This window comes from Blautia sp. SC05B48 (genome assembly GCF_005848555.1).
GTDB lineage: Bacteria > Bacillota > Clostridia > Lachnospirales > Lachnospiraceae > Blautia_A.
Genome location: NZ_CP040518.1, coordinates 2,557,501 through 2,582,520, shown reverse-complemented (window position 1 = coordinate 2,582,520; position 25,020 = coordinate 2,557,501). Strand labels below are relative to the sequence as shown.

At 43.8% G+C, this 25,020-nt stretch carries 20 protein-coding genes, 2 rRNA genes and 1 pseudogene (1 of these 23 only partly in view); 7 read left to right on the top strand and 16 right to left on the bottom strand.

All coding sequences use genetic code 11. The features are described from left to right. Positions 1-35: 35 nt before the first annotated feature. The 3 genes from EYS05_RS11845 to EYS05_RS11835 are packed head-to-tail and all read right to left on the bottom strand — an operon-like array spanning position 36 to position 1,596. Positions 36-215 carry a hypothetical protein gene (locus EYS05_RS11845; RefSeq protein WP_118514761.1) on the bottom strand — a complete coding sequence of 60 codons (180 nt, stop codon included), beginning with the start codon at positions 213-215 and terminating at the stop codon, positions 36-38. Continuing rightward, positions 193-426, bottom strand: a complete 234-nt coding sequence (locus tag EYS05_RS11840) for a DUF3791 domain-containing protein (protein ID WP_118514763.1) — start codon at positions 424-426, stop codon at positions 193-195. Before EYS05_RS11840 ends, EYS05_RS11845 begins: the two co-directional genes overlap by 23 nt. Before the next feature lie 24 nt (positions 427-450). Beyond that, on the bottom strand, positions 451-1,596 hold the full coding sequence (locus EYS05_RS11835) for an aldo/keto reductase (protein ID WP_118514765.1): 1,146 nt from the start codon (positions 1,594-1,596) through the stop codon (positions 451-453). 375 nt (positions 1,597-1,971) lie between these two features. Here EYS05_RS11835 and EYS05_RS11825 point away from each other — a divergent pair, with 375 nt between their 5' ends. Next, the gene (locus tag EYS05_RS11825; RefSeq protein WP_207670813.1) at positions 1,972-2,592 is read left to right on the top strand and encodes a Gfo/Idh/MocA family protein; all 621 of its coding nucleotides are present in this window, start codon (positions 1,972-1,974) and stop codon (positions 2,590-2,592) included. 20 nt (positions 2,593-2,612) lie between these two features. Here EYS05_RS11825 and EYS05_RS11820 read toward each other — a convergent pair whose 3' ends face one another. From EYS05_RS11820 to EYS05_RS11810, 3 genes are read right to left on the bottom strand one after another with little or no spacing between them, the layout of a single operon-like run. Next, positions 2,613-3,758: an ABC transporter permease gene (locus EYS05_RS11820; RefSeq protein ID WP_118514767.1), complete on the bottom strand. Its 1,146-nt coding sequence runs from the start codon at positions 3,756-3,758 to the stop codon at positions 2,613-2,615. Next, a complete protein-coding gene (locus EYS05_RS11815; RefSeq protein ID WP_138277238.1) occupies positions 3,745-4,869 on the bottom strand; it encodes an ABC transporter permease in 1,125 nt (374 codons plus the stop codon). The genes EYS05_RS11820 and EYS05_RS11815 overlap by 14 nt, the downstream gene beginning before the upstream one ends. 12 nt (positions 4,870-4,881) lie before the next feature. Further along, a complete protein-coding gene (locus tag EYS05_RS11810; protein ID WP_138277725.1) occupies positions 4,882-5,811 on the bottom strand; it encodes an ABC transporter ATP-binding protein in 930 nt (309 codons plus the stop codon). A 516-nt stretch (positions 5,812-6,327) separates the two neighbouring features. Between EYS05_RS11810 and EYS05_RS11805 the strand changes: the two genes are divergently transcribed. From EYS05_RS11805 to EYS05_RS11795, 3 genes are all read left to right on the top strand, one after another. Then, complete coding sequence (locus EYS05_RS11805) at positions 6,328-7,335, top strand: sensor histidine kinase (protein WP_243119306.1); 1,008 nt, start codon at positions 6,328-6,330, stop codon at positions 7,333-7,335. A gap of 133 nt (positions 7,336-7,468) precedes the next feature. Next, positions 7,469-8,089, top strand: a complete 621-nt coding sequence (locus tag EYS05_RS11800) for a response regulator (protein WP_118514773.1) — start codon at positions 7,469-7,471, stop codon at positions 8,087-8,089. A 103-nt stretch (positions 8,090-8,192) separates the two neighbouring features. Next, positions 8,193-9,311 carry an RluA family pseudouridine synthase gene (locus EYS05_RS11795; RefSeq protein WP_138277236.1) on the top strand — a complete coding sequence of 373 codons (1,119 nt, stop codon included), beginning with the start codon at positions 8,193-8,195 and terminating at the stop codon, positions 9,309-9,311. Here EYS05_RS11795 and EYS05_RS11790 read toward each other — a convergent pair. The 4 genes from EYS05_RS11790 to EYS05_RS11775 form a co-directional block, all read right to left on the bottom strand. Beyond that, positions 9,293-10,699, bottom strand: coding sequence for an MATE family efflux transporter (locus tag EYS05_RS11790; protein WP_118514777.1), 1,407 nt, complete (start codon positions 10,697-10,699; stop codon positions 9,293-9,295). The two genes, EYS05_RS11795 and EYS05_RS11790, sit on opposite strands and share 19 nt — an antisense overlap. A 173-nt stretch (positions 10,700-10,872) precedes the next feature. Then, positions 10,873-12,519, bottom strand: coding sequence for a glycoside hydrolase family 43 protein (locus EYS05_RS11785; RefSeq protein WP_138277235.1), 1,647 nt, complete (start codon positions 12,517-12,519; stop codon positions 10,873-10,875). A 1-nt stretch (position 12,520) separates the two neighbouring features. Further along, positions 12,521-13,699: a glycoside hydrolase family 5 protein gene (locus EYS05_RS11780; protein WP_138277234.1), complete on the bottom strand. Its 1,179-nt coding sequence runs from the start codon at positions 13,697-13,699 to the stop codon at positions 12,521-12,523. Positions 13,700-13,715: 16 nt separating this feature from the next. Continuing rightward, on the bottom strand, positions 13,716-15,086 hold the full coding sequence (locus tag EYS05_RS11775; protein ID WP_138277233.1) for an MFS transporter: 1,371 nt from the start codon (positions 15,084-15,086) through the stop codon (positions 13,716-13,718). 150 nt (positions 15,087-15,236) lie between these two features. Here EYS05_RS11775 and EYS05_RS11770 point away from each other — a divergent pair, with 150 nt between their 5' ends. Further along, positions 15,237-16,094, top strand: a complete 858-nt coding sequence (locus tag EYS05_RS11770; RefSeq protein WP_138277232.1) for an AraC family transcriptional regulator — start codon at positions 15,237-15,239, stop codon at positions 16,092-16,094. 103 nt (positions 16,095-16,197) lie between these two features. On the opposite strand, the pseudogene EYS05_RS11765 reads toward EYS05_RS11770, so the two are convergent. The 4 genes and pseudogenes from EYS05_RS11765 to EYS05_RS11750 form a co-directional block, all read right to left on the bottom strand. Then, positions 16,198-16,596: pseudogene (locus EYS05_RS11765) on the bottom strand (family 1 glycosylhydrolase); the annotation flags it as partial. Positions 16,597-17,121: 525 nt separating this feature from the next. Beyond that, positions 17,122-18,408 (bottom strand): cytidylate kinase family protein, encoded by a 1,287-nt coding sequence (locus EYS05_RS11760; RefSeq protein WP_138277230.1) that lies wholly within the window; start codon positions 18,406-18,408, stop codon positions 17,122-17,124. A gap of 28 nt (positions 18,409-18,436) precedes the next feature. Beyond that, positions 18,437-18,856 (bottom strand): MarR family winged helix-turn-helix transcriptional regulator, encoded by a 420-nt coding sequence (locus tag EYS05_RS11755; RefSeq protein ID WP_118514789.1) that lies wholly within the window; start codon positions 18,854-18,856, stop codon positions 18,437-18,439. A gap of 379 nt (positions 18,857-19,235) precedes the next feature. Next, positions 19,236-19,847 (bottom strand): ECF transporter S component, encoded by a 612-nt coding sequence (locus tag EYS05_RS11750; protein ID WP_118514791.1) that lies wholly within the window; start codon positions 19,845-19,847, stop codon positions 19,236-19,238. Positions 19,848-20,162: 315 nt separating this feature from the next. Here EYS05_RS11750 and EYS05_RS11745 point away from each other — a divergent pair, with 315 nt between their 5' ends. Both EYS05_RS11745 and EYS05_RS11740 read left to right on the top strand, forming a co-directional pair. Then, entirely contained in the window at positions 20,163-20,654 is a 492-nt protein-coding gene (locus tag EYS05_RS11745; RefSeq protein ID WP_138277229.1) for a DUF5060 domain-containing protein, read from the top strand. A gap of 276 nt (positions 20,655-20,930) precedes the next feature. Next, complete coding sequence (locus tag EYS05_RS11740) at positions 20,931-21,443, top strand: DUF5605 domain-containing protein (protein ID WP_138277228.1); 513 nt, start codon at positions 20,931-20,933, stop codon at positions 21,441-21,443. A 222-nt stretch (positions 21,444-21,665) separates the two neighbouring features. On the opposite strand, the gene EYS05_RS11735 is transcribed toward EYS05_RS11740, so the two are convergent. Both EYS05_RS11735 and rrf read right to left on the bottom strand, forming a co-directional pair. After that, a 23S ribosomal RNA gene (locus EYS05_RS11735) occupies positions 21,666-24,555 on the bottom strand. 460 nt (positions 24,556-25,015) lie between these two features. Beyond that, positions 25,016-25,020 (bottom strand): 5S ribosomal RNA (rrf, locus tag EYS05_RS11730) (it continues 113 nt past the right edge of the window).

Genomic DNA, 25,020 nt, shown 5'->3' with positions numbered 1-25,020 from the left:
CTTGCTTCTATGACTGTTTTTCTGTTATCTTTACTTTATCTTTCAAAAATAACTTTATATGTTCCCAGCCCCTGTCTGCATGGGATTTTTGCTGCATTTTCTGCTGTGAAGGCTTCTCTGGAATATATTGTTTTTTGTTCTTCCGAGTAGGCTGGAAGGGTTTTACCGATGCTGACACCATGGGCATCATTTTCAGTAAAATTCCAGATAGCCATTTTTATTATCCTGAATCTCTGCATTGATCCTAAGGACCGGACGCAGAGAAACAAATCCCTCCGGAATGATGTAATCATTCAAAATATCACTTTTTTCTGCCAGAGCATTATATACCTTTTCTGCACTTACACCCAGTTTTGCTGCTACATTTTCAATACAAAATATCGCAAATTCCAGTTCTCTTGACTTTTCTATATTTTGTTTCATCATTCCCAAGGCCTCCTGTATCAGATATCAGCACCCAAACAACTTCGCAGTTTTCTCCATCCTTTCTGCGATCGGCACGCCGAACGGGCAACGGGTTTCGCATTCCTGGCAGCCGATGCATTCGGAAGCTTTGTGCTCCAGAAGTTCGTAGTGGGATTTTATAGTTGCCGGGACTTCCGGCTGCATGGTGGCAAGATCGTAGAACTTATTGATCATGGCAATATCCAGCTCTGCCGCACATGGCTTGCAGTGTCCGCAGTAAGTGCACTCTCCTTTATAGGAATGGAACGGGGCATTGGCGATCACAGATGCGTAATCTTTTTCTTCCTCCGTTGCTGTTTCATATGCTACGGCATCATTGACCTGCTCTTTTGTGTCATAGCCGCACATGATGGAACAGACTGCAGGTCTTGTAAGTGCGTAATGGATGCACTGTACCGGTGTCAGGCTTGCACCGAAAGGAGAACGTTTTTCATCAAAAAGTCTTCCCCCTGCAAAACCTTTCATAACTGTGATACCCACATCATTTTCTTCGCATGCTTTGTACAGGCGAGCACGGTCTGCATCGATTCCTTTTAAGCTGCTGTCAAATTCTTCCGCAAACATGGTATCAATATTTTCACTTGCAGGAAGCATATCAAAAGCCGGATTGATACTGAAAAGGATCATTTCCACATATCCGGATTCCGCTGCTTTTTTCGCTACTTTCGGGTTGTGGGAACTCATGCCGATGTGACGGATCACGCCGGTTCTCTTCAGTTCCATCACGTAATCCATATATTCCGAATGCTGGAGATTTTCCCATTCCTCCTCAGAGTCCACATAATGGATCATGCCAAGATCAATATAATCCGTCTGGAGCCTTTTTAAAAGATCCTCAAATGCAGGACGCACATATTCCATCTCTCTGGTACGGTAATACTGCTCGTCCTTCCATGTTGATCCGATATGTCCCTGAATAAACCATTTGTCACGGTTCTCCCTGATTCCCTCCCCAATGATATTTCTGGATTTCGGGTCCGGCATCCAGCAGTCCAGGATATTGATCCCCTGTGCAGATGCATAATGGATCAACTCAATACTTTCTTCCTCCGGATGGCGTTCCAGCCACTCTCCTCCAAAACCGATCTCGCTGACCTGAAGCTCTGTTTTTCCTAATCTTCTTGTTTTCATAGCTGTTCTCCCTTCTGATAACCGTCTCCTCTTCGACATCCTCATCATGCCTGTTAGCTATATACTATCATAGTTAACAGGTATTTGCCATTCCTTCTGTTTGGATGTATACTTCATTTATATGAATAATGTACATACAATACACCAGTTTACAACTTTATAAATGATAGACTTGCTTATAAATCAGCTATTTTAAAGCCTTTGTCATATCATTTGATTTTATATGTACTTCAACATTTTTCACGAAAGTGGCAAAAAATATCTGACTGCGAATGCCTTGACTTAATTCAAAACGAAATTCCTGTACGCTTTTTGTGCGGTGCTTAGAAAAATGTTCGTTCTGGCTGAGGAAAAAATCTCATCCTTGCTGAGGCCATGACCATCTGGCATATGCCGATCTACAAAAAGCTCTGGGAAACTGTCCGCAGCGGTTCTCTTGGAAAAGTCCAGATGATCACCATGAATTTCGGAAGTTTCAAAGAACACAATATGAACAACCGTTTCTTCAATATGAACCTGGCAGGCGGTGCCATGCTGGATATCGGTGTTTACGCGCTCTCCATTGTCCGGAGCTTTATGGATGAAAAGCCGGATGAGATCTTAAGCCAGTGGAAACCTTCTCCTACCGGTTCTGATGAACAGGCTACCATCCTTCTTAAAAATCATTCCGGCCAGATGGCAACCGTCGCACTTTCCCTGCATTCCAAACAGCCGAAACGTGCCATGATCAGCTGTGAAAAAGGTTATATCGAGATCATGGAATATCCACGTGCAGATAAAGCAGTGATCGTAGATGCAGAGACAGGAGAAAAAACTGAGATTTCCTGCGGTGACACTTCCGATGCACTGCTTTATGAGATGGAGGATATGGAACATGCAGTTCTTACACATGATAACTCCGGTTTATATCTGAATTATACAAAAGATGTTATGGATATCATGACTTATCTCCGTAAAGAGTGGAACATGAAATATCCGGATGAAAACTGGGACTGATCTTCTTCGGTTACTTCTGTTTATTTCTGCCTCTGATACCTGGTCACTGCCAGGATCATGCAGACAAAAACTACCGCAAACATAACTTCCAGTCCAATGCCTTTCCACACCGATACAGCTGCCTCACCTGTAAGGTGGCTGTAACTTCCAAGAGTCTCATTTACGTTTTCATACCAGTACACAGGAAGAAACTGAGACACCTTCAGGACGTTTCTGTCCATAATATTCATGGGAACAAACACACCACACAGAAAGCACATTCCAAGAGACAGAATATTTGCGATCCCGCTTAACATGTTGCTGTTTTTTACAAAAAGACCGATCAGATAAGAAAGCGAAAGTGCCACTGCCATCATCACCAGAGTGTTCAGTACATAGTATCCGAAATTTTCTGAACTGAGAAATGTTTTTCCATACATAAGGATGGCTCCAGCCATACCGATTCCCCATAAGCCCCCGCCCATGATAAACATGGCCAGAAGCCCTTCCAGACTCTGCCGTCTTGCAGAAACCGCAGATGCCTGCATTCTTTTTGGTATATCGTCTTTTTTGAAAGCCATCAACACGTAGCCCATCACATAGCAGAGTAATGCAAGAAACAGATATGGAATATATCGGAAATAATAGAGCCATCCGGACGTACCACTGTTTTCATCTGTATCCAGCATAGTGACTTCTCCTCTTTTTTCATCCAGGATTGCTGTTGCCGCTTCCTTCTGGGAAAAACCGGCTTTCAGATATGTCCTCATTGTATTCAGGCAGCTCTCCAGCTGCTGATCCACATAATATGCCGAGTAAGATCCGGGCACCTTTGTCACAGAAATGCTCTCTCCGTTTACCATACAGTTCTCATAAAAATCCTCAGGGATCACCACGATGTACTCTACATTTCTGTAAAAAAGCTCTTCCTGAAGCTTCTCCCTGTTATCCTCCAGCATGGTCACGTGATGCGTACCTTCAAGCCATTTTACCAGTCCTTCTGCAAGTGGTCCGTTGTCTTTATCCACCACTCCGATCTTTATTTTTTCGCTTTCATAGCTGGTATAAGTTTCCTTACCGGCCGCTGCCTGAAGTGCCATTGTCACTCCGAAAAAAATGCCCAGATACAGGAGGATCAGACCTGTATTTTTTTTCATGATCCTCATATAGCCTTTAAATACTGTCATAACGTTCCCTCCTGACCATGAAAAAGGATGCCAGCGCCAGCACCACACACATTACCGCCAGTGTGATCAGATTTCTATAATATCTGATCATATCATCATACACATTAATACAGTAAAACGCATCTGAGATCAGTGATGCAGGATTGATCCGGTTCACAATCGGAACACTTTTTTCCACGATATCCTTCATATTTCCGTTCATCAATCCTGCAAGGAAACTGCTTACCATGGAAATTCCCAGTATGATCCCGATTTTGGCACCTTCCTGCATTTTTCCGAAGCTGCCTATAAACATTCCCATAGATACACCGATGAGACTTCCGAAAAAAGATATCACCAGCATTTTTCCCATCTGTCCCTGAAAATCCAGATTAAGAATATACCGGAGATACAGGATCAAAATGATCACGTCCATATAGCCCAGAGCAAAAGATGTCAGCTGGTCTGTAAGGATCAGCTTCAGCTTGTGGGTCGGCGTTACACACCGTCTGGCTGCCAGAGGTGTGATATTGGCCTGGATCCCGATTGCAGAGCCAAAGCCAATGAAACCTCCGTACAAGCAGGCCATAGCGATCAGTGCGTAAAAGAACTGCATATTTCCGTCAATGGTCCGACCACCAAGAGAGACCTCCTTTACCAGACTGTCAGTGCTTAACAGGTTTGTTATGGTTTCTATGTCCATCTCCGGATTTTTTTTCATGATGTTGGTGATGGTCGTTCTGGTGTTTTCACAGCTGTCGAGAACAGTCTGGAGGATGCTTTCTTCCATTCCGGTTCCTGCTACTGTAAGGGAAGGCTCTTTTCCCACGTAATAAATTCCTTTTATTTTTTTATCCTGTAATGCTTCCAAAGCTTCTTTTTCCGGCATTTTTTCTGCCTTTAAAAGATCCGGACTGCTTTTTTCCACTTCATCCAGATAGGTCATAAAAAACGTATCTGCCGAAGCTTTCTTCACCACTGCCACAGGAACCGTCTGAAAATCTGCTTCATTGATATTTCCGAATGCAAAGTAGAAAAAGGTTCCAAGCACAAGCGGAAAGATCAGCGGCCAGAATACAATGTTAAAATTCCGGATCTTGGAAAGAAAACTGTATTTCAGTAAATGCAACATCTCCCATCCCTCCTAATCTCTCAGCTGTTTTCCGGTGATCTCCAGAAAGACATCATTTAATGTGGGCAGCTCGGAAAAGACTCTTCCAAAAGAAATATCCTGACTTTGCAGATAATTAAGAAGACGGATCAGGTTATGCTTCGCATCGGTACAGCGCACGACCAGCACCTCTTTTTCATACTGCACATCAAACACATGCTCCAGTGTGCGGATATCCCGGAGATTTTTTTCTTCCAGAGCAATGGCTTCTACGGTGATGGTCTCTCCTGTTTTGATCATCTGCTTCAATTCTTCTTTTGTTCCCTGAGCGATGACTCTTCCGTGATCCATGATGGCGATCCTGGTACAGATCTGCTCCACTTCTTCCATGTAATGAGATGTGTAGATAATGGTGGAGCCTTGGTGGTTCAGCGTCTGGATTCCTTCCAGAATCTTGTTTCTGCTCTGTGGGTCTACAGCTACCGTCGGCTCATCCATGATGATCAGTCTTGGCTTGTGGGCAATCCCGCAGGCAATGTTCAATCTGCGCAAAAGGCCTCCGGAAAGCTTCTTCGGGTACATTTTGCAGAAATCTTCAAGACCTGTAAATTCAATGGCATCCTCCACCAGCTCTTTTCTCCGTTTCCTGTCTCGTATGTAAAGGCCGCAGAAGTAATCTATATTTTCCTGCACTGTCAGCTCATCAAAAACGGCTACATTCTGAAGAACGATCCCGATCTGTTCCTTGAGCTTATAGCTGTCCGGCTTCATCTCTTCTCCGAATATTTTTATTTGACCTCTGTCATATTTCAGAAGTGACAAAATGCAGTTGATGGCCGTTGTCTTTCCCGAGCCGTTAGGACCAAGTAATCCGAATATCTCACCCTCCCGGATATCCAGTTCCAGATGATTCAGTGCGGTAAGATCACCGTATCGTTTTACAAGATTTTCTATGTGGACCATACTCTGTGGCATATGTTTTCCTCCCCTTTTCCTGTCCGTTAAACAGGTCTTTCCTTTTTTACTGCAGAAATTCATATTTCTTCTATGATCTATTATATCTTTTTCTTCTGTCTGCTCCAAGTGTTGGATGTCATTATCTGCGAATGACAAATGTCATGTCTTTCGCAAGAGCTCAGATTTTTCTTTGCAGGGAAGGAACCGGTATATTATAATATAGACACATTGATTTCAGAAATTTGTGCGGCGAAAGGGGTTCTCCCGGAACAGGATGCGATAATTTTAGCCGGTTATCTGCATGACTTTCGGAAAATGCTGTAATTCTGTAGTAGAAAGGGTATATTTTTTATGCGTTATTTTACAGATTCCATCCTATTGTTTTTATACAGTACTTTGACGTTTTTTTATGTGCCTGCAGATCAGTCTCTTGTGTTTGCCCTCCTTTTTGCGGTGATCCTTTGCTGCATTACTTATCTGTGCAGGATATGTAGAACATCCTGTTCACGCAATTCTTTGCCAGTGTTAAAGCGCTCCGGAAATATCATTCCGGTTCTTGCCGGAAGTTTTGTGATCTTTGGATTATGTTCCCTGTGGTTTTCGGATCTTCTTCTGTTTTTCCCGCTGCTTCTGTATCAGACTTTATCTGCCGAACTTTTTCCTCTGGCAGTGGCTGAGCTTCCACTTTGGGGATTTCTGGTTTTTCAGATCAACAGATTTCCGGCAGTTCTTTGTCTGCTTGGGATTTTTGGATTCATTCTCTCATTTTTTCTCTGGCTCTATGCAGGAAAATATCAGACTCTTTACCAGGATTTCCATCAGATCCGGGATGACAGTGAGGAACATACGCTTCTTCTTTCTGAAAAAAACAAGGCACTTCTGGAAAAACAGGATTACGAGATCTATGCAGCTACATTGCGTGAGCGTAACAGAATTGCCAGAGAGATCCATGATAATGTGGGACATGTACTATCCCGTTCTATCCTTATGACTGCTGCCTGCAAAACCATCAACAAAAATGATGCTCTTGATCCTCTGCTCGGAAATCTGGAAGAATCTCTGAATGGGGCCATGAGCAGCATCCGTTCCAGTGTCCATGATCTTCATGACGATGCGGTAGATCTGGAAGATGCCATAAAAGGACTTGTAAAGGATTTCACCTTCTGCCCGGTGAAGCTTACTTATGATATGTCCAGGCAGATTCCAAGAGAGGTGAAATACAGTCTGATCAGTATTACAAAGGAAGGGCTTTCCAATGTGATGCGGCATAGTAATGCAGATTCCGTAAATATTCTTCTGCGGGAGCATCCTGCACTTTATCAGTTGTGCATTGAGGATAATGGAACACCGGGAAATGGAATTCCGGATATTCAAACTGAAGCAGACATCAATAAGGAAGGAAATACTTCCGGTGGTATGGGGCTATCCAATATCCGGGACCGCGCAAAGGCGCTGGGCGGTACAGTCCAGATTACGCAGGAGAATGGTTTTCGGATCTTTGTGACGATCCCGAAATCTGTTTCTAATTGAAGCAGACAGATATTTCTCACTCTGCCGGAAACCTTCCCTGTTTGATCAAAGTACTTTCCCGGCATATTGGATTCGTCCGTTTTTTCTGATCTGTAAATTTATTTTTTATAACTCATAAACAGGAGATTTTGACATGAAAATTATAATCGTAGACGATGATTGCCTGGTTGCAGGTGCATTAAAAACCATTCTTGAGTCAAACCCGGATATCGAAGTGACTGCCACCGGCTCTGATGGTGAAGAAGCCTGTACTCTGTACAGAGAATATCTTCCGGATATTCTTCTGATGGATATCCGTATGAAAGGAATGGACGGACTGGAAGCTTCCAGAAAGATACTGGATGAATTTCCGGAGGCTAAAATTCTTCTTCTGACTACTTTTTCCGATGATGAATATATTGTAAAAGCCCTCCGCCTTGGCACAAAGGGTTATCTTCTGAAGCAGGATTATACCAGCATTTTTCCAGCTTTGCAGGCAGTCTATTCCGGACAGACTGTATTCGGCACGGAGATCATGTCCAAGATCCCGGAGCTTCTGCAGTCTTCCGGTGGATTTGATTATACTTCCCGGGAGATCAATGAACGGGAACTGGATATTATCCGGCTGATTGCCAACGGATACAGCAATAAGGAGATTGCCGCAGAACTGTTTCTCAGTGAGGGAACTGTACGAAATTATCTCAGTTCCATTCTGGATAAACTGCAGCTGAGGGATCGGACACAGGTTGCTGTGTTTTATTATCAGCATAAATAAAATCCGATTACATCCACCGCCGCACCTGCAACTGTCCTATATTACAGAATATAGATGTCTTTTCAATGTTTTACTATAATCTATAATCGGAGGATTTCTCACAATGAACCGCTATCTTACTATCCATATCCCGGAAACAGCTGTTCCAATACCTATCTCCCACTTTCTTCGCACTCAGGCTGGTCTTACAAAAAAGCAGATCAGCCAGGCAAAGTTCCGTCCCGGTGGTATCCGGAAAAACGGACAGCAGTGCCGGGTAACGGAAACAGCTTATCCCGGGGATCAGATCACAGTATGCCTGGAAACGGACGATGTGGATTCTGCCCAGCTGGAATCTGCGACTTTCACTGTCAATTCAGACCGTCACAAATCCTGTTTCCATCATTCTACAGGCTTAACCTTCTGTTCATATTCTAATTCTGATTCCTGCTGTTTATCAGCTTCAACTTCACATTTTTTTCCTGAACTGGAAATCCTCTACGAAGACCAGGATATTCTTGCCATAAACAAACCGGCTGGAATAGTCACTCACCCTTCCGGTTCTCACTACAGTGACAGTATCTCCAACCAGGTGGCTTCCTATTTCCGGTCCAAGGAAGAGCCTACCAAAGTCCGGTCTATCGGACGATTGGATAAAGAAACCTCCGGTATCCTGCTCTTTGCCAAGAACCAGACTGCTGCAGCCAGATTACAAAATCAGCGTGCGGAGGGGCTTTCAGAGAAAACCTATCTGGCTGCAGTTTCCGGTTTCATGCCTGTGGATGAATATGGATCTTTTCACAGGATCTCAATTCCACTTGCACCTGACCCGGATAACCGTCTGAAAATGGTCGTATCCACAGATGGCACGCTTCCCGGAAGCAAACATGCAGAAACCCTTTATTCTGTCCTGAAATCTACCGGCCCTGACGCAGCAGCTCCGGCTTCCCTTGTAATGCTCCGTCTGAAAACCGGCCGTACCCATCAGATCCGTGTGCACATGGCATCTCTCGGGCATCCTCTTCTGGGTGATTCTCTGTACTGTTTATCGGACATGTCGAACCATTTTTCCCGAGCTGCACTCCACGCGTGGAAGCTTAAATTTCAACTTCCATTTCCAATTGATGAAATTGCTTCCGACACCCCGTCTTCCATGTATCATGACAAAAATGCAAAAAAAGAAATCTCCCTGGAAGCACCCCTCCCGGAAGATTTCAAAAAATTCTATGAAACAATATTCTGAAGCCATACGCCTTTTTTTACAAGGATAAATCCAATGACACATTTCATCATATCCGCAGCCTGGACCATTGCGTAGATCACAAGTACAGGCAAACCTGTAAAACGGCTTAAGGTAAATGCGATCGTCACACTTACCACCCAGATAAACACACTGTCAAACAGAAATGTAACAATGGTCTTTCCGCCGGAACGCAATGTAAAATACGTTGCATGCAGGAATGCATTCTGCGGCATGAAAAATGCTGTGATCATAATAAAATATTTCGCCAGAGTACGAGCCTCAGCATTGGTATTGTAAAGCCTTGGAAACAGTGGTGCCATCACAAACATCACGGCTGCCACGCAGGTACAGCAGAACACAGAGAATGCGATCATCTTGTTGTCCGTATCTCTGGCTTCCTTCATCTTACCTGCCCCCAGAAGCTGTCCTACAACAATGGCTACCGAATCTCCAAGTGCGATAAATACGATATTAAATACATTGTTGATGGTATTGGAAATATTTAATCCCGCAACCACGTTCAGTCCACGGACTGAATAACACTGTGTCAGCATGGCCACTCCGGCTGCCCATAAAGTCTCATTCAGAAGCAGCGGGGTTCCCTTAATAAGTATCTTCTTTGTCAGGTTCGCCGGAACCTTTAATGTTGAATACAGCCCCTGTGCAAAAATATTCTTTTCTGTATGCTTATGTGTCCAGCTCAGGACAATGCAGGCTTCCACATATCTGGAGAGCACTGTGGCAACAGCCGCACCTCTTACTCCCATTTCCGGGAAGCCGAATTTTCCATAGATCAGAAGATAATTAAATATCAGATTGATCAGCACTGCCACAATCCCGGCCTTCATTGGAAGTACAGTCTCACCGCATTCACGTAAGGTACTTGCATAGACCTGCACCATCATAAATGGCGGAAGTCCCAGAAGCATGATCCATAAATACTGTTTCCCATAAATAAGAGTATCCCTGATTTCCTGTGCGGTTCCGTCACCTTTTAAATACATGCTGATCAGTGAACCCCCTGCTGTCAGAAACAGTATAATGGTGATCGCTGTCAGAATCACTGCCATCCACAGTTTATAACGAAGTGTCTGGCGGACACCCTCATGATCCTTCTGTCCGAAATACTGTGCTGTAAAAATTCCCGCTCCGGACACCCCGCCGAAAATGCATAGATTATATACAAAGATCAGCTGATTGACGATCGCTGCTCCTGACATCTGTTCTGTACCGATACGACCGATCATAATATTGTCCAGAAGACTGACAAAATTTGTGATTCCGTTCTGTACCATGATCGGTACCGCAATAGACAGGACCATCAGATAAAATCTCTTATCTCCTACGAACTTTCGGAAAAAAGAAGATTTCTCTTTTACCTTCTCCATAAATTCTTCCTCCTTGTTTTTCGTTTTCCTTCATCCAAAATTCTCCACAAAAAGAAGACTGCCCACCCGAAACAGTCTTCCCTTTCGTAAGCGTTGTAGCTACTACCTTACTACAAACTTCTTTTATTTTCAATAGTCTTTATAACGATAAATCCCCGTTTTTTTGTATCTTTTTACTCCACCATATGACTCTCATCTGCAATATATTCGAAGAAGTCAAAGTCCGCACATTTTTTGTGGAGAATGCGATCTGCACAGGTGATTCCAACCATGGTTCCTGTAAATTCTCCGTACTTACAGTACTCATCAGAAAATCTTGTGGTGTCAAAGATACGTCCAATCTTTTCATAAGTTTCTCCGTCATAGCTCCACTCAAACCAGGATTTTCTTCCCTCTATATAAAGTCTCAGATAAACTGGTTTATCTTCTACCGGAATTCTGGTGTTCAGAAACTCTGTTTTTTCTCCGTTTTCCAGATGGATGATGGACAACGCACTCTGTCCCAGGGTTTCACTGTAATATTTACGAAGATTAATGTAATTCATGTTGTCGTAATACAGGATCAGACCTGCGCTGTGCTGATGTACTTCCGGTGTGAATTCCATCTTTGTGGTGATCCGCGCATAGACACTTGTGAGCTTTCTGGCCAGAATACTTACCTTGTTGAGAGAGGTTCTTGATTCCTGTCCACGAATACGCACATAGCCTTTTCTTACTTTCACATCCGCAAAACGCTGAGGCATGAGCCTTGGGGAATAATAAAAGTTTCCAAGTTCATCCCCATCAAAATCATCAAAGTACGGAGCTTTTTCCACCGGATATTCCGGAAGGGATGTTTCCGGCACCTCAATCTTCGCCAGATTGCTTCCATCTGCCATGCGAAGCCAGTTATCCTCAGTCCACATCATTTTCTGAATTGCAGTTTCTCTTCCAAGTGTACAGCGGAGCTCCGGTACAAACGGTCTTGCACAGAGATGAACCAGATAAACCTCTCCTGTCGGAAGTTCCACATAGCTTCCGTGACCGGATTTCTGAAGCACAGAGTCCGAATTATAGTACTTTGGTTTCAGATGATCTGGATCCTGACGCTCATAGGATTCTCCGGGAACACTGGTAACGATAGGATTCTTCGGATCTTTTTCATATGGTCCCCATACATTTTTGGACCGTCCCATTGTCACGCAGTGATTATAACCTGTACCGCCTTCTGCACACATAATGTAATAATATTCCCCACGTTTTGTAAGATGCGGTGCCTCAATGCATCCCCGGTCTGTACCACCTCGCCAGATTCTCTTCGGATAACCGATGATCTCTTTTTTCTCAGGAGAATATTCTACCATACAGATAGCGCCTGGCTTCTCATAGCCTTCTCTTGTCTCCCACTCCAGAGATACCACATATTTTTTTCCGTTGGTATCGTGAAACAGAGAAGCATCAAAGCCGGAAGAATGAAGATAAACCGGCTCACTCCACGGTCCGCGGATATCTTTTGCACAGATCAGGAAATTGTCCACATCAAAATATCTGGCGTTCATGGAATTCATTACTCCATAGACAACATAAAACATGTCCTCTTCCTCGCAGTAGGTCAGGCACGGAGCCCAGATTCCCTTTGCGCTTGGAAGTTTCTTGAGATCTACTTTTTCGTCATCTGTAATAACATGTGTATACAGTTCCCAGTTTTTCAGATCTTTTGAATGATAAACCGGAATTCCCGGAAACCATTCAAAAGTAGAAACTGCCATATAGTAATCATCGCCTTTCCGGCAGATGCACGGATCCGGATTGAAACCCGGAAGTATTGGATTTATAATCATATTATTTTTCTCCTTTTCCGGCCGGAAACCAGCCAAAATCAACGCACCGTCCCAGATCCCAGCTGTCCCAGCCGATCCAGCCCGGAGTATTCACGGTATCTGTAAGCAGTTTATAGCTCCAGTAAAAATATCCGCTGCATTTATCCCAAAGCTCCAGCTGTGCCTTCGCCAAAGCCGCATAGATTTCTTTTTTCTCTTCTGTGGAAAGACTTTCCCGTTCGCTTCCTTCCACTCCGTTGAGCACACTCTGTCCGCCTTTTGTATCACAGCCGCATGCAAGGGAATTGAAGAGACACCATTCACCGCAGATCACCGGGAAATATTTTTCCATCTCCGTAATCTGTGGTTCCAGCTCCTCACGCACATATTTCAGATATCCCTCGATCGTCTGACTGCAGCCTCTTGCCTCTGCCACCATCAGATACTGATGAGTATCCAGAATCACATTGGAATATTTTTCTTCCTGCATAAAGTCCTTCCACGCCATCAGCTCAAAGCCGTCGTGGAGCACAACGTATTTTTCCTTTGGCATGTAAGTACTGATCCGATCGTATGCTTCCAGATAAAATTTTCTTAAGAATTCCATGGTGATCGGGGCTGAGCCTTTTGCTAGCTCCGGATCTGCCGGTGCATAACGGTTCTGCACATCCATAGTCTCCCACATATTCTCAGTTACAGGTTCATTCAACGGCTGTATGCCAAACAGACCTTTTCTATGACCGTATCGTTTTGCCAGACGTTCCAGAACTCCAAGAACAAATTCTACCTCATCCGGATTCTGTGCCCATTTACACACGCCGCTGATTCCACCGTTATCAAAACCATTCTGGCTTAACGGTACAGTGTGAAGATCGATCAGAATGGTAAGTCCGTACTTTTCCGCCCAGTTAAATGCTTTATCCAGTTCTTCAATGCAGCCGATAAATGGCTTTCTGTCCCCAAATATAAAATATGGTACCGGAATACGGACAGAATCCATTCCCATTCTTTTTATGGTTACAAAATCTCTTTCTGTGATGTACTCCGAACGATGGATTTTTATCCTTGCTTCATATACCTCCGGTGAAAGCTGCGTTGGAAGATAATACTCATCTTCCGCTGTTGTTCCCTCAAACAGGGCCGGGTTCATCCATTTCTCCAGAACCAGCCAATTTCCAAGATTTACGCCTTTTATATTCATATCCGGTACTCTCCTTTTACTTCTGTGTACGCTTTTTCAGATCTTCGATGATTCCGGCAAATTCCTTGTCCAGATGATAAAATTTCATGATCACAAGTCCGCATACATAAACTGCGATCGGAATCCATACAAAGCAGATCTTAATAGAAGTCAGTGCAGATTCTGTCTGTACAGCTGCAGTTCCCACATAGCCGCCGATTTCCAGAATCAGTCCGAGAAGTGCAGATCCTATTCCATTTCCGATCTTATATCCAAAGCTGCAGGCACTGTTTACAAGGCCCTCTGTACGGCAGCCTGTTTTCCACTCACCATAATCGATCGTGTCGGAAACCATTGCCCACATAGTTGCACCGCCACAGGCATTACCAACACCACGGATCACACTGGAAATCACAATGATTGCCATGGAACCACCGGAAAAATTCAGTACCAGCATTCCAATGATATCCAGGATAAGACCAATAGAAAATACATTTCTCTTTCCAAGTTTCTTAACCATCATGGCAATAAAGAACATTCCGCAGATCTGTACAATATTAAAAATACCGTTGATCGTACCTACCAGATTTTTGTCGCCGAGAATATCTTTTGCATAATATACAGTCGCACCACCGTTAACAGAATACATAAGGAAGAAAAGGGCAAGCATACCTGTCATCATGATCCAGTATTTGTTTTTGAAAAGTGCTTTGATACCTGTTACAAAAGGCACATCCTCTGCCTTTGTCTCTCCGCTGTTCTCAGATGCACGTACACGTTCCTTTGTTCCAAAGAAAGTAAATAAAAATGCTACGATTGCCACAAAGCCAAATACTATAAATGTTTTAGTCCATGCTGCTGCATTGTTTCCGAAGTGCTCCACCAGCGGAAGTGTAAATGTATTGATCGTAAGTGTTCCGGCTGTTGCCAGAAGATTTCGGAAAATACTTAAAACAGAACGCTCATACGGATCCTGTGTCATCAGTGCGTTCAGTGCAGAATACGGTACATTGATCGCTGTATAAATCACTGTAGATACCAGATTATATGTGATAAATACATACACCAGCTTCGGTGTTGATGCCCAGGAAGCCGGAACGGAAAACAGAAGGATTCCGGATATTGCAAACGGAATACACATACGAAGGATCCATGGCCTTGCTTTTCCATACTTGGATTTTGTACGATCAACGATCACACCCATGATAATATCACTGATTCCATCAAAAATACGCGAAACCATCATAATGGTTCCCACTGCTATCGCACTGACATTGGCATAGTCCGTATAATAGAACAGCAGAAACGCTGACATTGCTGTATAAATAATGTTACATCCGAAATCACCACAACCATAAGAAAAACGTTCCACAATTTTTCCAAAGGTCAATTTACTCTTTTGATTCATATTTTTTTACTTCTCCCTTTGTTTTATTTCGCATTTCCATGACCATGAAGCTTTGTTTTATGGTATTATACTATCATAACGATTCTGTATCTATTAGGTCAAAAAAGCTCCAATATATAGGTCAATATTCTCTTTTTGCAGGAGGGTTTTATGGATAAAAAAGAAATTTCCTATGAGATCATAGATTATTCGGGTGTCACCAACGTTAAATTTTACACTTCTACAGACAACGGAAGCTACATTCCGTCGCACTGGCACAGGGCTGTTGAGATCCTTTATATGCAGGAAGGCGCTCTTGATGTCACCATAGAAAATACCAGCTTTACCATCCACCCGGGAGACTGCATCCTGATCAATGCCAATGTAATTCATTCCACCAAATGCACAGTTCCAAATAAAGCGATCGTTCTCCAGGTTCCTGTGGATTTCATGGAAAAATATATTCCGAATGTTCAGCAGTTTATGTTTATCTGGGATCATCATACAAAAGATCCCGTAAAAAGAACAAAACTGAAAATGCTGAAAACGACTCTGGAGCAGCTTCAGATCATTGACGATATCCGGCCAGATGGTTTTATCCTGCGTTTTAACAGTCTGATCTTTGAGCTTCTTTTTCAGCTGTATCACAATTTCCGCGTCCGGATCTTTCACAGTGATCTAAGCCAGCAGAAAAAAGATCTTGACCGGCTGAACTTTGTTCTGAATTACATTGCCGAAAATTATCAGCGTCCCATATCTCTGGACGAGATTGCCGGTGTCGCTTACCTGCAGACCGGCTATTTCTGCAGATTTTTCAAGAAAAAAATGGGAGTTACTTTTCTGGAATATCAGAACGAATACCGGCTTTCTTTTATTTACAAGGATCTTATAAACACCAAAGACCCTGTTCACATAATACTGGAACGGCATGGTTTCACCAACTACAAGCTGTTTCGCCGGATGTTTCAGGAACATTTTGGATGTACGCCTACCAAAGTCCGGAAAAACACTCAGAACGCCAAGGACTGACAAACCAGCGTTCTTATTTTCGTTTAACAAAAAATCTTCCGGAAGCGTATCTCACAGACTCCCGGAAGATTTTTTGTCTTAATATTCTAAATTTCTCAGTATCTTATAATTCCCGTCCATTGGTCTCAATAACTTTTTTATACCAATGGAAGCTCTTTTTCTTATAACGCTTCAATGTTCCGCTGTCGTCATCATTGCGGTCTACATAGATGAATCCGTAACGCTTGCGAAGCTCTGCTGTTGATGCACTGACAAGATCGATACATCCCCATGTGGTATATCCCATCAGATCTACGCCATCCATAACAGCTTCTTCCATCTGGCGGATATGATCACGGAGATATTCAATACGATAATCGTCCTCTACAGTCATCTCACCATCTTCACCCTGCACCAGCTTGTCCATAGCACCAAGGCCGTTTTCCACGATGAAAAGCGGCTTCTGATAACGATCCCACAGAGTGTTCAGTACATAGCGCAGTCCCTTCGGGTCGATCTGCCATATCCTCTGTTGTATTTTCATTTAAAACTGCATCCATGATCTGTGCAATGTCCATCACTTCCGAAAACTGAAATCTTTTCAGGATTTTCTCTTTATCTGTGTGTATCCCGTAACGCTTATAATATTTATGCAGTTCCACCTTGTTCAGCACGCCCAGGCTGAACGGACCTGCAAAATAATACCGTTCCTCTGATCTTACACAGATAAAATAAATACTGTCTTCCTCTTTCATTAATCCTTCTCTCAGCTGGCTGTTCCTGAAAATCGGATTCAGTTCTGAATTTCTCTGATAGCTTGACAACGTTTCGTCTGCCTGACAAAAAATATCAACGCCTGTCAGTTCAGCCAATCTGTTTAATATGTATTTTTTATGATCACCCATAAGCAATTTCCCCAACTCTCCTATAGCAATTCACAAAATCAGTGATGCTGTAAAATCCATGTATCGTGTCTATCTGCTATTCAGCATAACACAGACTCTTTGCAAATTGTATAGGATTTTGCCGGGTACGGAATACTCCGTAATTACAGTTTCATCGCTCCGCGGATACAGGTTTCGATATAATCTTCGCCAAGATCAGTGTTCAAGCTGAGATCAAAATTGCCTGCTGCTCCCCACATTCTTCTTGTGTAATAACGGTAGTTGTCTGCACGGAGCTTTTCATTTTTCTGTACGACTGTCTTTGCCTCTTTTTCAGAGATATTCTGTCTTTTGGAAACTCTTTTGATTCTGCTCTCAAGAGGTGCTGAGAAGAATACCTTCAGACAGTTTTCTGAATTTCGAAGAACATAATCTGCACACCGGCCCACGATCACGCAGTTTCCTTTTTCTGCAAGCTCACGTACTACCTTTGACTCCGCCGCAAAAATCTTATCCTTCGGTGCCTCATCCTGAGAATTACTGTTTAAATACATCTGATTGACAAGATCATAGAGGAGGCTGTTTGTCATGATCTCCTCATTCTTTTTAATAAATTCCGGTGTATAGCCTGTTGTTCCTGCTGCCATCTGAATGATCTCTGCATCATAGAAATCATAGCCAAGCTTCTCTGCAAGTGCCTTGCCGATATCGTGGCCGCCACTTCCAAACTGTCTTCCTATAGCGATGACATTTTTTACCTGAATGCCATGCTGTGTCTGAGCCACCTGTTCTCTCTGCTGTTCTTCCTGAACAGTCTCCGGAAACAGCATTGTTTTTACAAAAGCAAACTTCTTTCCGAAAAGTCTCGCGATAAATCCAACCAGCAGTGCGGCAATTACAGTACCTTCACGCACACCGTCCAGTCTGCCTGCAAAAACAAATGACAGTACTGCGGCGATCACAGCCATGGAAACATCAAAGCAGATCTTGGTAGTTCCGAAATTTGTTTTCCAGGTAAGGACGATCGCGCGGACAAAAGATTCTCCCGGAAGCATAACTACATCGGCCAGAACCTCCATGTACACACCAAAACCGAGGATCAGGCATCCGATGAGAAGATAAACGATCTTCATCACATACATCTCCGGGTTTACCCAGTAAAAAAGAAGCATGGTAAGATCGATAAAATATCCGAATACAATGGATACCGGAATCTGTAAAATATGCTCCAGTTTAAAATTCTTTCTCAGGATTATCAGCTGCAGTACGATCAGAAAAATGCTGAAAAAGATGGTAAAGTTTCCGAGCGTAAACGGGAAGTTAAGGCTTAATACATACGGGATCGATGAGATTGGCGACGTTCCCAGGTTCGCCTTGGTGATAAGACTGACTCCCAGCGAGTTCACAAACAGTCCTACCAGAAAAATCAGATATCGTTTCAGTTTGTCCATTATTTATTCCCCTCTCTTTTTGTTTCATTTATTTAGCATTAAGATTTTTATAAATCTTTTCAAATGTCTGCATAAATCTTTTCTGTTCTTCTTCTGAAATACCGGAAAATGCTGTTTCTTCTATTTTTTCAAAAGCAGCTTCCACAAGCTTCTGATTTTTCTTACCGGATTCTGTCATAAAAATATGAAAAGTCCGACGGTTTCCGTTGAGCATTTTTCTCTCGATCAGGCCTTTCTCCTCCATACGGTTCAGTATGGAGGTCAGTGATCCTGCTTCGATCAGGCATCCTGCCGCAATTTCCTTCTGGCTGGCACCGTCATGATCCTTCAGATAATCCAGAACTTTCGGCTGTCCCAGCGTAAGACCTGTGGTTTTCAGCTGCTCCATGAGCTTTTTCTGGATCATCATCTGATTTACCATGGCCAGATAGTGAAATGAATCCTGCATTTGTATGTTCACTTCCTCTCCTTTATCTAATCAAACGGATAAAAGCATTCGATTTAATTATGTTAATAGTTATAATTCAAATGTTTAGAATTATAACTATTTTATTTTGCTGTGTCAATATGTTTTTTATATTTTGTCTGGAATATTGCACAATTTATCTTTCTTATTTTTATGAAAAGCACACAATATATGTGTGTTACAGCGTATTAGTGTAAAAAAATAACAGCTATTCTTACTTTCACATCTGTAAAATGTTCGTAAGAATAACTGTTGAAAACTGTTATTTATATACTTCTTTATGAATTTGGATTTGGACAAAGCACTCTGCTTATTGCTCTCCACAACCACGCCGAAAACTTACTTATAGCAATTCAATAAATTATGCTGTCTGTTCTTTTTTCTTAGTAACTGTGAGCAGATGACTCTTGATCAGTACCGGACGAACCGCATTATAGATGATTGCTACCAGGATCACTGATACAACCGCATTGACAAAGGTTGCCGCCGCGCTCATTTTTGCCAGTGCCTCTGCAAGCTTCTGTGGCTGCCCTAAAATATACTGCTTGTAAAAATATCCCACGATCGGATCAGCGATTACATTAAATGCAAGTCCTGCGATGGATGCGATCACACTCCATTTAAAAACATATTTCTTATCTGTGCTCTCATTGATCTTCGCGATCTTATGTGCCACAAGACCTACGATCAGACCGATACAGAATTTAAGGATAAAAGTTTTCGGCGCACCTGTAATATAAACCGGATCCATCACATCCGCGATTCCCATTCCGATCGCACCTGCAAGTCCTCCATATACGCCGCCAAGAAGTAATGCCGCCAGCACGCAGAAAGCATTTCCGATATGGATCGATGTTGCATCTCCACCCGGCACTGGGATCTTGATCTGCAAAAATGTAAAGGATACGTAGCATAACGCTGCAAGTAATGCAGTTTCTGCAAGCTTGACTACTGTGTTGTTCTGTGTGTTCATAATAATGTCCCCTCTCGTTCTGTTATTACTTTTGTGTATGATTGTTTTAGCGTGTCAGTGTAATAACACAGATGTTATGATACTTTATGAGTGGATATATGACAAGTGACAATTTTTATTCTTTTTTAGGGTACAGTTTTGTAAGTTAGTAAAATATCACTCAAATCGCAAACAGTGCAAAATAAAGATATAAATATCGAAATTAATATATATGTAACACGGATTTGTTGCTAAAATATAGTTGTCATAATTCGTTTAACATGATTTGAAATTTTTATAAAAAATGTGCTAAAAACAATCAAAGGAGATAAAAATATGATTCAGAACAAAATGTTTGAACTGGTTTTCCAGGGTGAAAAACCAGACGGCTCAGAAACACTTGCCGATATCAAAGCTGTATTCACAAACGGCAATTCCTCTCAGTCGGTTAAAGGATTTTATGATGGAAACGGAACCTATAAAGTACGTTTTCTTCCGCGCGAAGCCGGAGTCTACTCCTGGAAAGTCACAGGTGCCGTAGAAGCAGAAGGACAGGAAGAATGTACTGCATCCACGCAGCACGGAATGGTACACACACAGGGCTGCCATTTTGTCTACGAAAACGGAGACTCCTACATTCCTTTTGGAACTACCGTATATGCGCTGATTCATCAGGATGACGCCCTGGAAAAAGAAACTCTGCAGACACTGCATACGTCTCCTTTTAATAAGATTCGTTTCTGTGTTTTCCCAAAATCCTATGAATTAACGAAAATGGACCTCGGGAATTCGCATTTTGCAAAGATACAGAAGGAAACTGGGATGTAGATCATCCAAACTACAAATTCTGGAATCATCTGGAAGAAGTGATCTCCCACCTTCAGGAAATGGATATTGAATCAGATCTTATCTTATTCCATCCTTACGACAGATGGGGCTTCTCAAAATTAGCACCAGAACAGAATGAAACTTATCTTCGCTACCTTGTCCGCCGTTTATCTGCATTCCCGGGTATCTGATGGAGCATGGCAAACGAATATGACTTATGTTTTTCCAAATCAAAAGAGGAATGGTACAAAATCGAAGAAATCATAAAAGAGGAAGATGTTTACGACCATCTTCTCAGCAATCGGTGAAACCTATCTTTCCGATGACGATGTCCTCTGGTGGGCAAAAGACGGAAAACTGAAAGGCAAAAGCCCGGAAAGAATCGCTTTTCTCCGCGAACTCATGGAAAGCCTTCCTTCTGCCATTGAACCTTGGTACGAGCCGGAATCTGTAACATTCGGAGATGAATTTCTCGGATATAAAGCCGGCCCGGATCATCCGATCATCTCTCTCGTTACCAGCCTTACTGAACCAGAAGATGATGCAGGTGCGCTGAAAGATAAAATCTTTTCCGAAAGATGCGGTGATCAGGTTTACATCAAATACCTTGGAAAACACTGCTCAAGAAAACCTTTCTTCATCCTTCCAGAAGACCATAAATACAAAATTGATGTCATTGACACCTGGAACATGACAAGAAAAACCATCATGACTGGCGCCAGCGGAATCACATGGCTTGATCTTGGCGAAGCAAAAGAGGGTATTGCACTTCTTGCTGTGGAAGAATAATATCGTGATAAAATAAAAGACGGAAAGTTCTTCTCTGTTTATTTTGAGAAATGAACTTTCCGTTTTTATTTTTTAATTGCCATGCATAATATTTGTTTTTAATTACATCAAAAAAAGCAATATCTAAACCAAACAGTTTAAATATTGCTTAATTTTTATACTCTCAAAACTACATACATGCTTTGTTGATGGTTAATCACTTGAATCAATTGCGACCTGCTTTTTGGTCAAGCCCTCACCCGATTAGTAACAGTCAGCTCCATGTGTTACCACACTTCCACCTCTGCCCTATCTACCTCGTCGTCTTCAAGGGGGTTTACTTCACTAAGAATGGGATATCTCATCTTGAGGGGGGCTTCACGCTTAGATGCCTTCAGCGTTTATCCCTTCCGGACTTGGCTACCCGGCCATGGCTTTGGCAAGCCAACCGGTCCACCAGCGGTCCGTCCATCCCGGTCCTCTCGTACTAAGGACAGCTCCTCTCAGATATCCTGCGCCCACGCCGGATAGGGACCGAACTGTCTCACGACGTTCTGAACCCAGCTCGCGTACCGCTTTAATGGGCGAACAGCCCAACCCTTGGGACCTACTACAGCCCCAGGATGCGATGAGCCGACATCGAGGTGCCAAACCACTCCGTCGATGTGAACTCTTGGGAGTGATAAGCCTGTTATCCCCAGGGTAGCTTTTATCCGTTGAGCGATGGCATTCCCACTTAATACCACCGGATCACTAAGCCCTACTTTCGTACCTGCTCCACCCGTCGGTGTCGCAGTCAAGCTCCCTTCTGCCTTTGCACTCTTCGAATGGTTTCCGTCCATTCTGAGGGAACCTTTGGGCGCCTCCGATACCCTTTCGGAGGCGACCGCCCCAGTCAAACTCCCCGCCTGGCATTGTCCCACCGCCGGATTACGGCGGCTGGTTAGAAGCCCAATATCACAAGGGTGGTATCCCAACAGCGGCTCCGCGGCAACTGACGTTACCGTTTCTCAGCCTCCCACCTATCCTGTACATGCAACACCGGACCCCAGTGCCAAACTGGAGTAAAGCTCCATGGGGTCTTTCCGTCCTGGCGCGGGTAGCCAGCATCTTCACTGGCACTTCAATTTCACCGGATGTATTGCCGAGACAGCGCTCAAATCATTACGCCTTTCGTGCGGGTCGGAACTTACCCGACAAGGAATTTCGCTACCTTAGGACCGTTATAGTTACGGCCGCCGTTTACTGGGGCTTAAATTCAAAGCTTCGCATTGCTGCTAACCTCTCCTCTTAACCTTCCAGCACCGGGCAGGCGTCAGCCCATATACCTCACCTTTCGGTTTCGCATAGACCTGTGTTTTTGCTAAACAGTTGCTTGAGCCTATTCTCTGCGGCCTGCTCTCGCAGGCACCCCTTCTCCCTAAGTTACGGGGCCATTTTGCCGAGTTCCTTGGCAATACTTCTTCCGCCGGCCTTAGGATTCTCTCCTCATCCACCTGTGTCGGTTTACGGTACGGGTACAATATGAACGATAGCGGCTTTTCTTGACGCATGGCTCACGGGCTTCGCTACTAATCTTCGCTCCACATCACGTCTTCCCATTGCACGGCGGATTTTCCTACCGTACTGGTACCTCGCTTGTACCGGGCTTTCCATTCCCGGCTCCCGCTCTCCTTACGTGTCCCCACAGTTCTGTCATACTGCAGTACAGGAATATCAACCTGTTGTCCATCGGCTACGGCTCTCGCCCTCACCTTAGGTCCCGACTCACCCAGGGCAGATCAGCTTTACCCTGGAAACCTTGGATATTCGGCCTAGAGGATTCCCACCTCTATCTCGCTACTCATTCCGGCATTCTCTCTTCCATGCAGTCCACAGCTCCTTTCGGTACTGCTTCTTCCCGCATGCAATGCTCCTCTACCAATCTTTTCAGATTCCTTAGTTTCGGTGGCGCGTTTCAGCCCCGGACATTTTCGGCGCAGGACCTCTCGACCAGTGAGCTATTACGCACTCTTTGAATGTATGGCTGCTTCTGAGCCAACATCCTGGTTGTCTTCGAAATCCCACATCCTTTTCCACTTAACGCGCACTTTGGGACCTTAACTGTAGGTCTGGGCTCTTTCCCTTTTGACCGCCCAACTTATCTCGTGCAGTCTGACTCCCGGTGATATCTACACGGCATTCGGAGTTTGATATTCTTCGGTAGGCTTTGACGCCCCCTAGGAAATTCAGTGCTCTACCTCCGCAAGACTCACACCGAGGCTAGCCCTAAAGCTATTTCGAGGAGAACCAGCTATCTCCGGGTTCGATTGGAATTTCTCCCCTATCCACACCTCATCCCCACCCTTTTCAACGGATGTGGGTTCGGTCCTCCACTACCTCTTACGGCAGCTTCAACCTGGACATGGATAGATCACCCGGTTTCGGGTCTACTCCTACTGACTCTGGCCCTGTTAAGACTTGGTTTCCCTACGGCTCCATCCCTTGAGGACTTAACCTTGCCAGTAAGCGTAACTCGCCGGACCGTTCTACAAAAAGTACGCGGTCGTACATATAAAGTACTCCCACAGCTTGTAGACACAGGGTTTCAGGTTCTCTTTCACTCCCCTCCCGGGGTCCTTTTCACCTTTCCTTCACAGTACTATGCGCTATCGGTCACTAAGTAGTATTTAGCCTTAGGGGGTGGTCCCCCTTACTTCCCACAAGGTTCCTCGTGTCTCGTGGTACTCCGGATCCTGCTCAGTCAGCTCTGCTTTCACGTACGGGGCTTTCACCCTCTCCGGCCGGCTTTCCCAAAACCGTTCTGTTAACTTCGCTGAATCTTAAATGCAGTCCATGACCCCGGCATGCACGCACACCGGTTTAGGCTCCTCCGCGTTCGCTCGCCGCTACTTACGGAATCGATGTTTCTTTCTTTTCCTCCGGGTACTTAGATGTTTCAGTTCCCCGGGTTCCCTTCCATACGTTATGGATTGGCGTATGGATGCATGAGGTCTGCTCATGCGGGTTTCCCCATTCAGACATCTCCGGATCACGGGATATTTGCTCCTCCCCGAAGCTTTTCGCAGCTTATCACGTCTTTCATCGGCTCTTAGTGCCAAGGCATCCGCCCTGTGCCCTTATTGCTTGACCATTTGCATTCATCACCCTAGCGTAGGTGATGCGGTCTCTTGATTCTCATGTTACTACCAGTAAGTGCTTTCTTCTCACGAAGTTTACACTCACGTTCGTAACGTATGTGTTTGATTACTCTGTTCATAACAGATAAATCGATGTCTTCCTATCTTTGCGTTTGCATTAATTTCTTAATACTTTGCGTTTAAGGATATTTGATTAACTTAATCAAATTTCATGTATGCAGTTTTCAAGGTACAATGCTGACTGATGTTTTATCAGCCATCAGAACTCACAAACTGTTTTGTAATCTCTGATCACTGGTAAAAACCAGCTATTATAACAGTCCTTCCCGACTGATTTAGGGTTAGCACCGGACTTATCGAAAATCTTCTGGTTCCACTCTGTTTCCGACAGAGCTCACTTTCCAGTGCCCGTTCTATTTTTATCAGGCAGCTTCGCCTGTTTCTTTCTTTTTAATCTG

What these genes read in the sequence shown, in the direction of transcription:
- EYS05_RS11845 (WP_118514761.1), bottom strand. Translation starts at nt 215, where the DNA reads ATGGCTATCTGGAATTTTACTGAAAATGATGCCCATGGTGTCAGCATC.
- EYS05_RS11840 (WP_118514763.1), bottom strand. Translation starts at nt 426, where the DNA reads ATGATGAAACAAAATATAGAAAAGTCAAGAGAACTGGAATTTGCGATA.
- EYS05_RS11835 (WP_118514765.1), bottom strand. Translation starts at nt 1,596, where the DNA reads ATGAAAACAAGAAGATTAGGAAAAACAGAGCTTCAGGTCAGCGAGATC.
- EYS05_RS11825 (WP_207670813.1), top strand. Translation starts at nt 1,972, where the DNA reads ATGACCATCTGGCATATGCCGATCTACAAAAAGCTCTGGGAAACTGTC.
- EYS05_RS11820 (WP_118514767.1), bottom strand. Translation starts at nt 3,758, where the DNA reads ATGACAGTATTTAAAGGCTATATGAGGATCATGAAAAAAAATACAGGT.
- EYS05_RS11815 (WP_138277238.1), bottom strand. Translation starts at nt 4,869, where the DNA reads ATGTTGCATTTACTGAAATACAGTTTTCTTTCCAAGATCCGGAATTTT.
- EYS05_RS11810 (WP_138277725.1), bottom strand. Translation starts at nt 5,811, where the DNA reads ATGGTCCACATAGAAAATCTTGTAAAACGATACGGTGATCTTACCGCA.
- EYS05_RS11800 (WP_118514773.1), top strand. Translation starts at nt 7,469, where the DNA reads ATGAAAATTATAATCGTAGACGATGATTGCCTGGTTGCAGGTGCATTA.
- EYS05_RS11795 (WP_138277236.1), top strand. Translation starts at nt 8,193, where the DNA reads ATGAACCGCTATCTTACTATCCATATCCCGGAAACAGCTGTTCCAATA.
- EYS05_RS11790 (WP_118514777.1), bottom strand. Translation starts at nt 10,699, where the DNA reads ATGGAGAAGGTAAAAGAGAAATCTTCTTTTTTCCGAAAGTTCGTAGGA.
- EYS05_RS11785 (WP_138277235.1), bottom strand. Translation starts at nt 12,519, where the DNA reads ATGATTATAAATCCAATACTTCCGGGTTTCAATCCGGATCCGTGCATC.
- EYS05_RS11780 (WP_138277234.1), bottom strand. Translation starts at nt 13,699, where the DNA reads ATGAATATAAAAGGCGTAAATCTTGGAAATTGGCTGGTTCTGGAGAAA.
- EYS05_RS11775 (WP_138277233.1), bottom strand. Translation starts at nt 15,086, where the DNA reads ATGAATCAAAAGAGTAAATTGACCTTTGGAAAAATTGTGGAACGTTTT.
- EYS05_RS11770 (WP_138277232.1), top strand. Translation starts at nt 15,237, where the DNA reads ATGGATAAAAAAGAAATTTCCTATGAGATCATAGATTATTCGGGTGTC.
- EYS05_RS11760 (WP_138277230.1), bottom strand. Translation starts at nt 18,408, where the DNA reads ATGGACAAACTGAAACGATATCTGATTTTTCTGGTAGGACTGTTTGTG.
- EYS05_RS11755 (WP_118514789.1), bottom strand. Translation starts at nt 18,856, where the DNA reads ATGCAGGATTCATTTCACTATCTGGCCATGGTAAATCAGATGATGATC.
- EYS05_RS11750 (WP_118514791.1), bottom strand. Translation starts at nt 19,847, where the DNA reads ATGAACACACAGAACAACACAGTAGTCAAGCTTGCAGAAACTGCATTA.
- EYS05_RS11745 (WP_138277229.1), top strand. Translation starts at nt 20,163, where the DNA reads ATGATTCAGAACAAAATGTTTGAACTGGTTTTCCAGGGTGAAAAACCA.
- EYS05_RS11740 (WP_138277228.1), top strand. Translation starts at nt 20,931, where the DNA reads ATGTTTACGACCATCTTCTCAGCAATCGGTGAAACCTATCTTTCCGAT.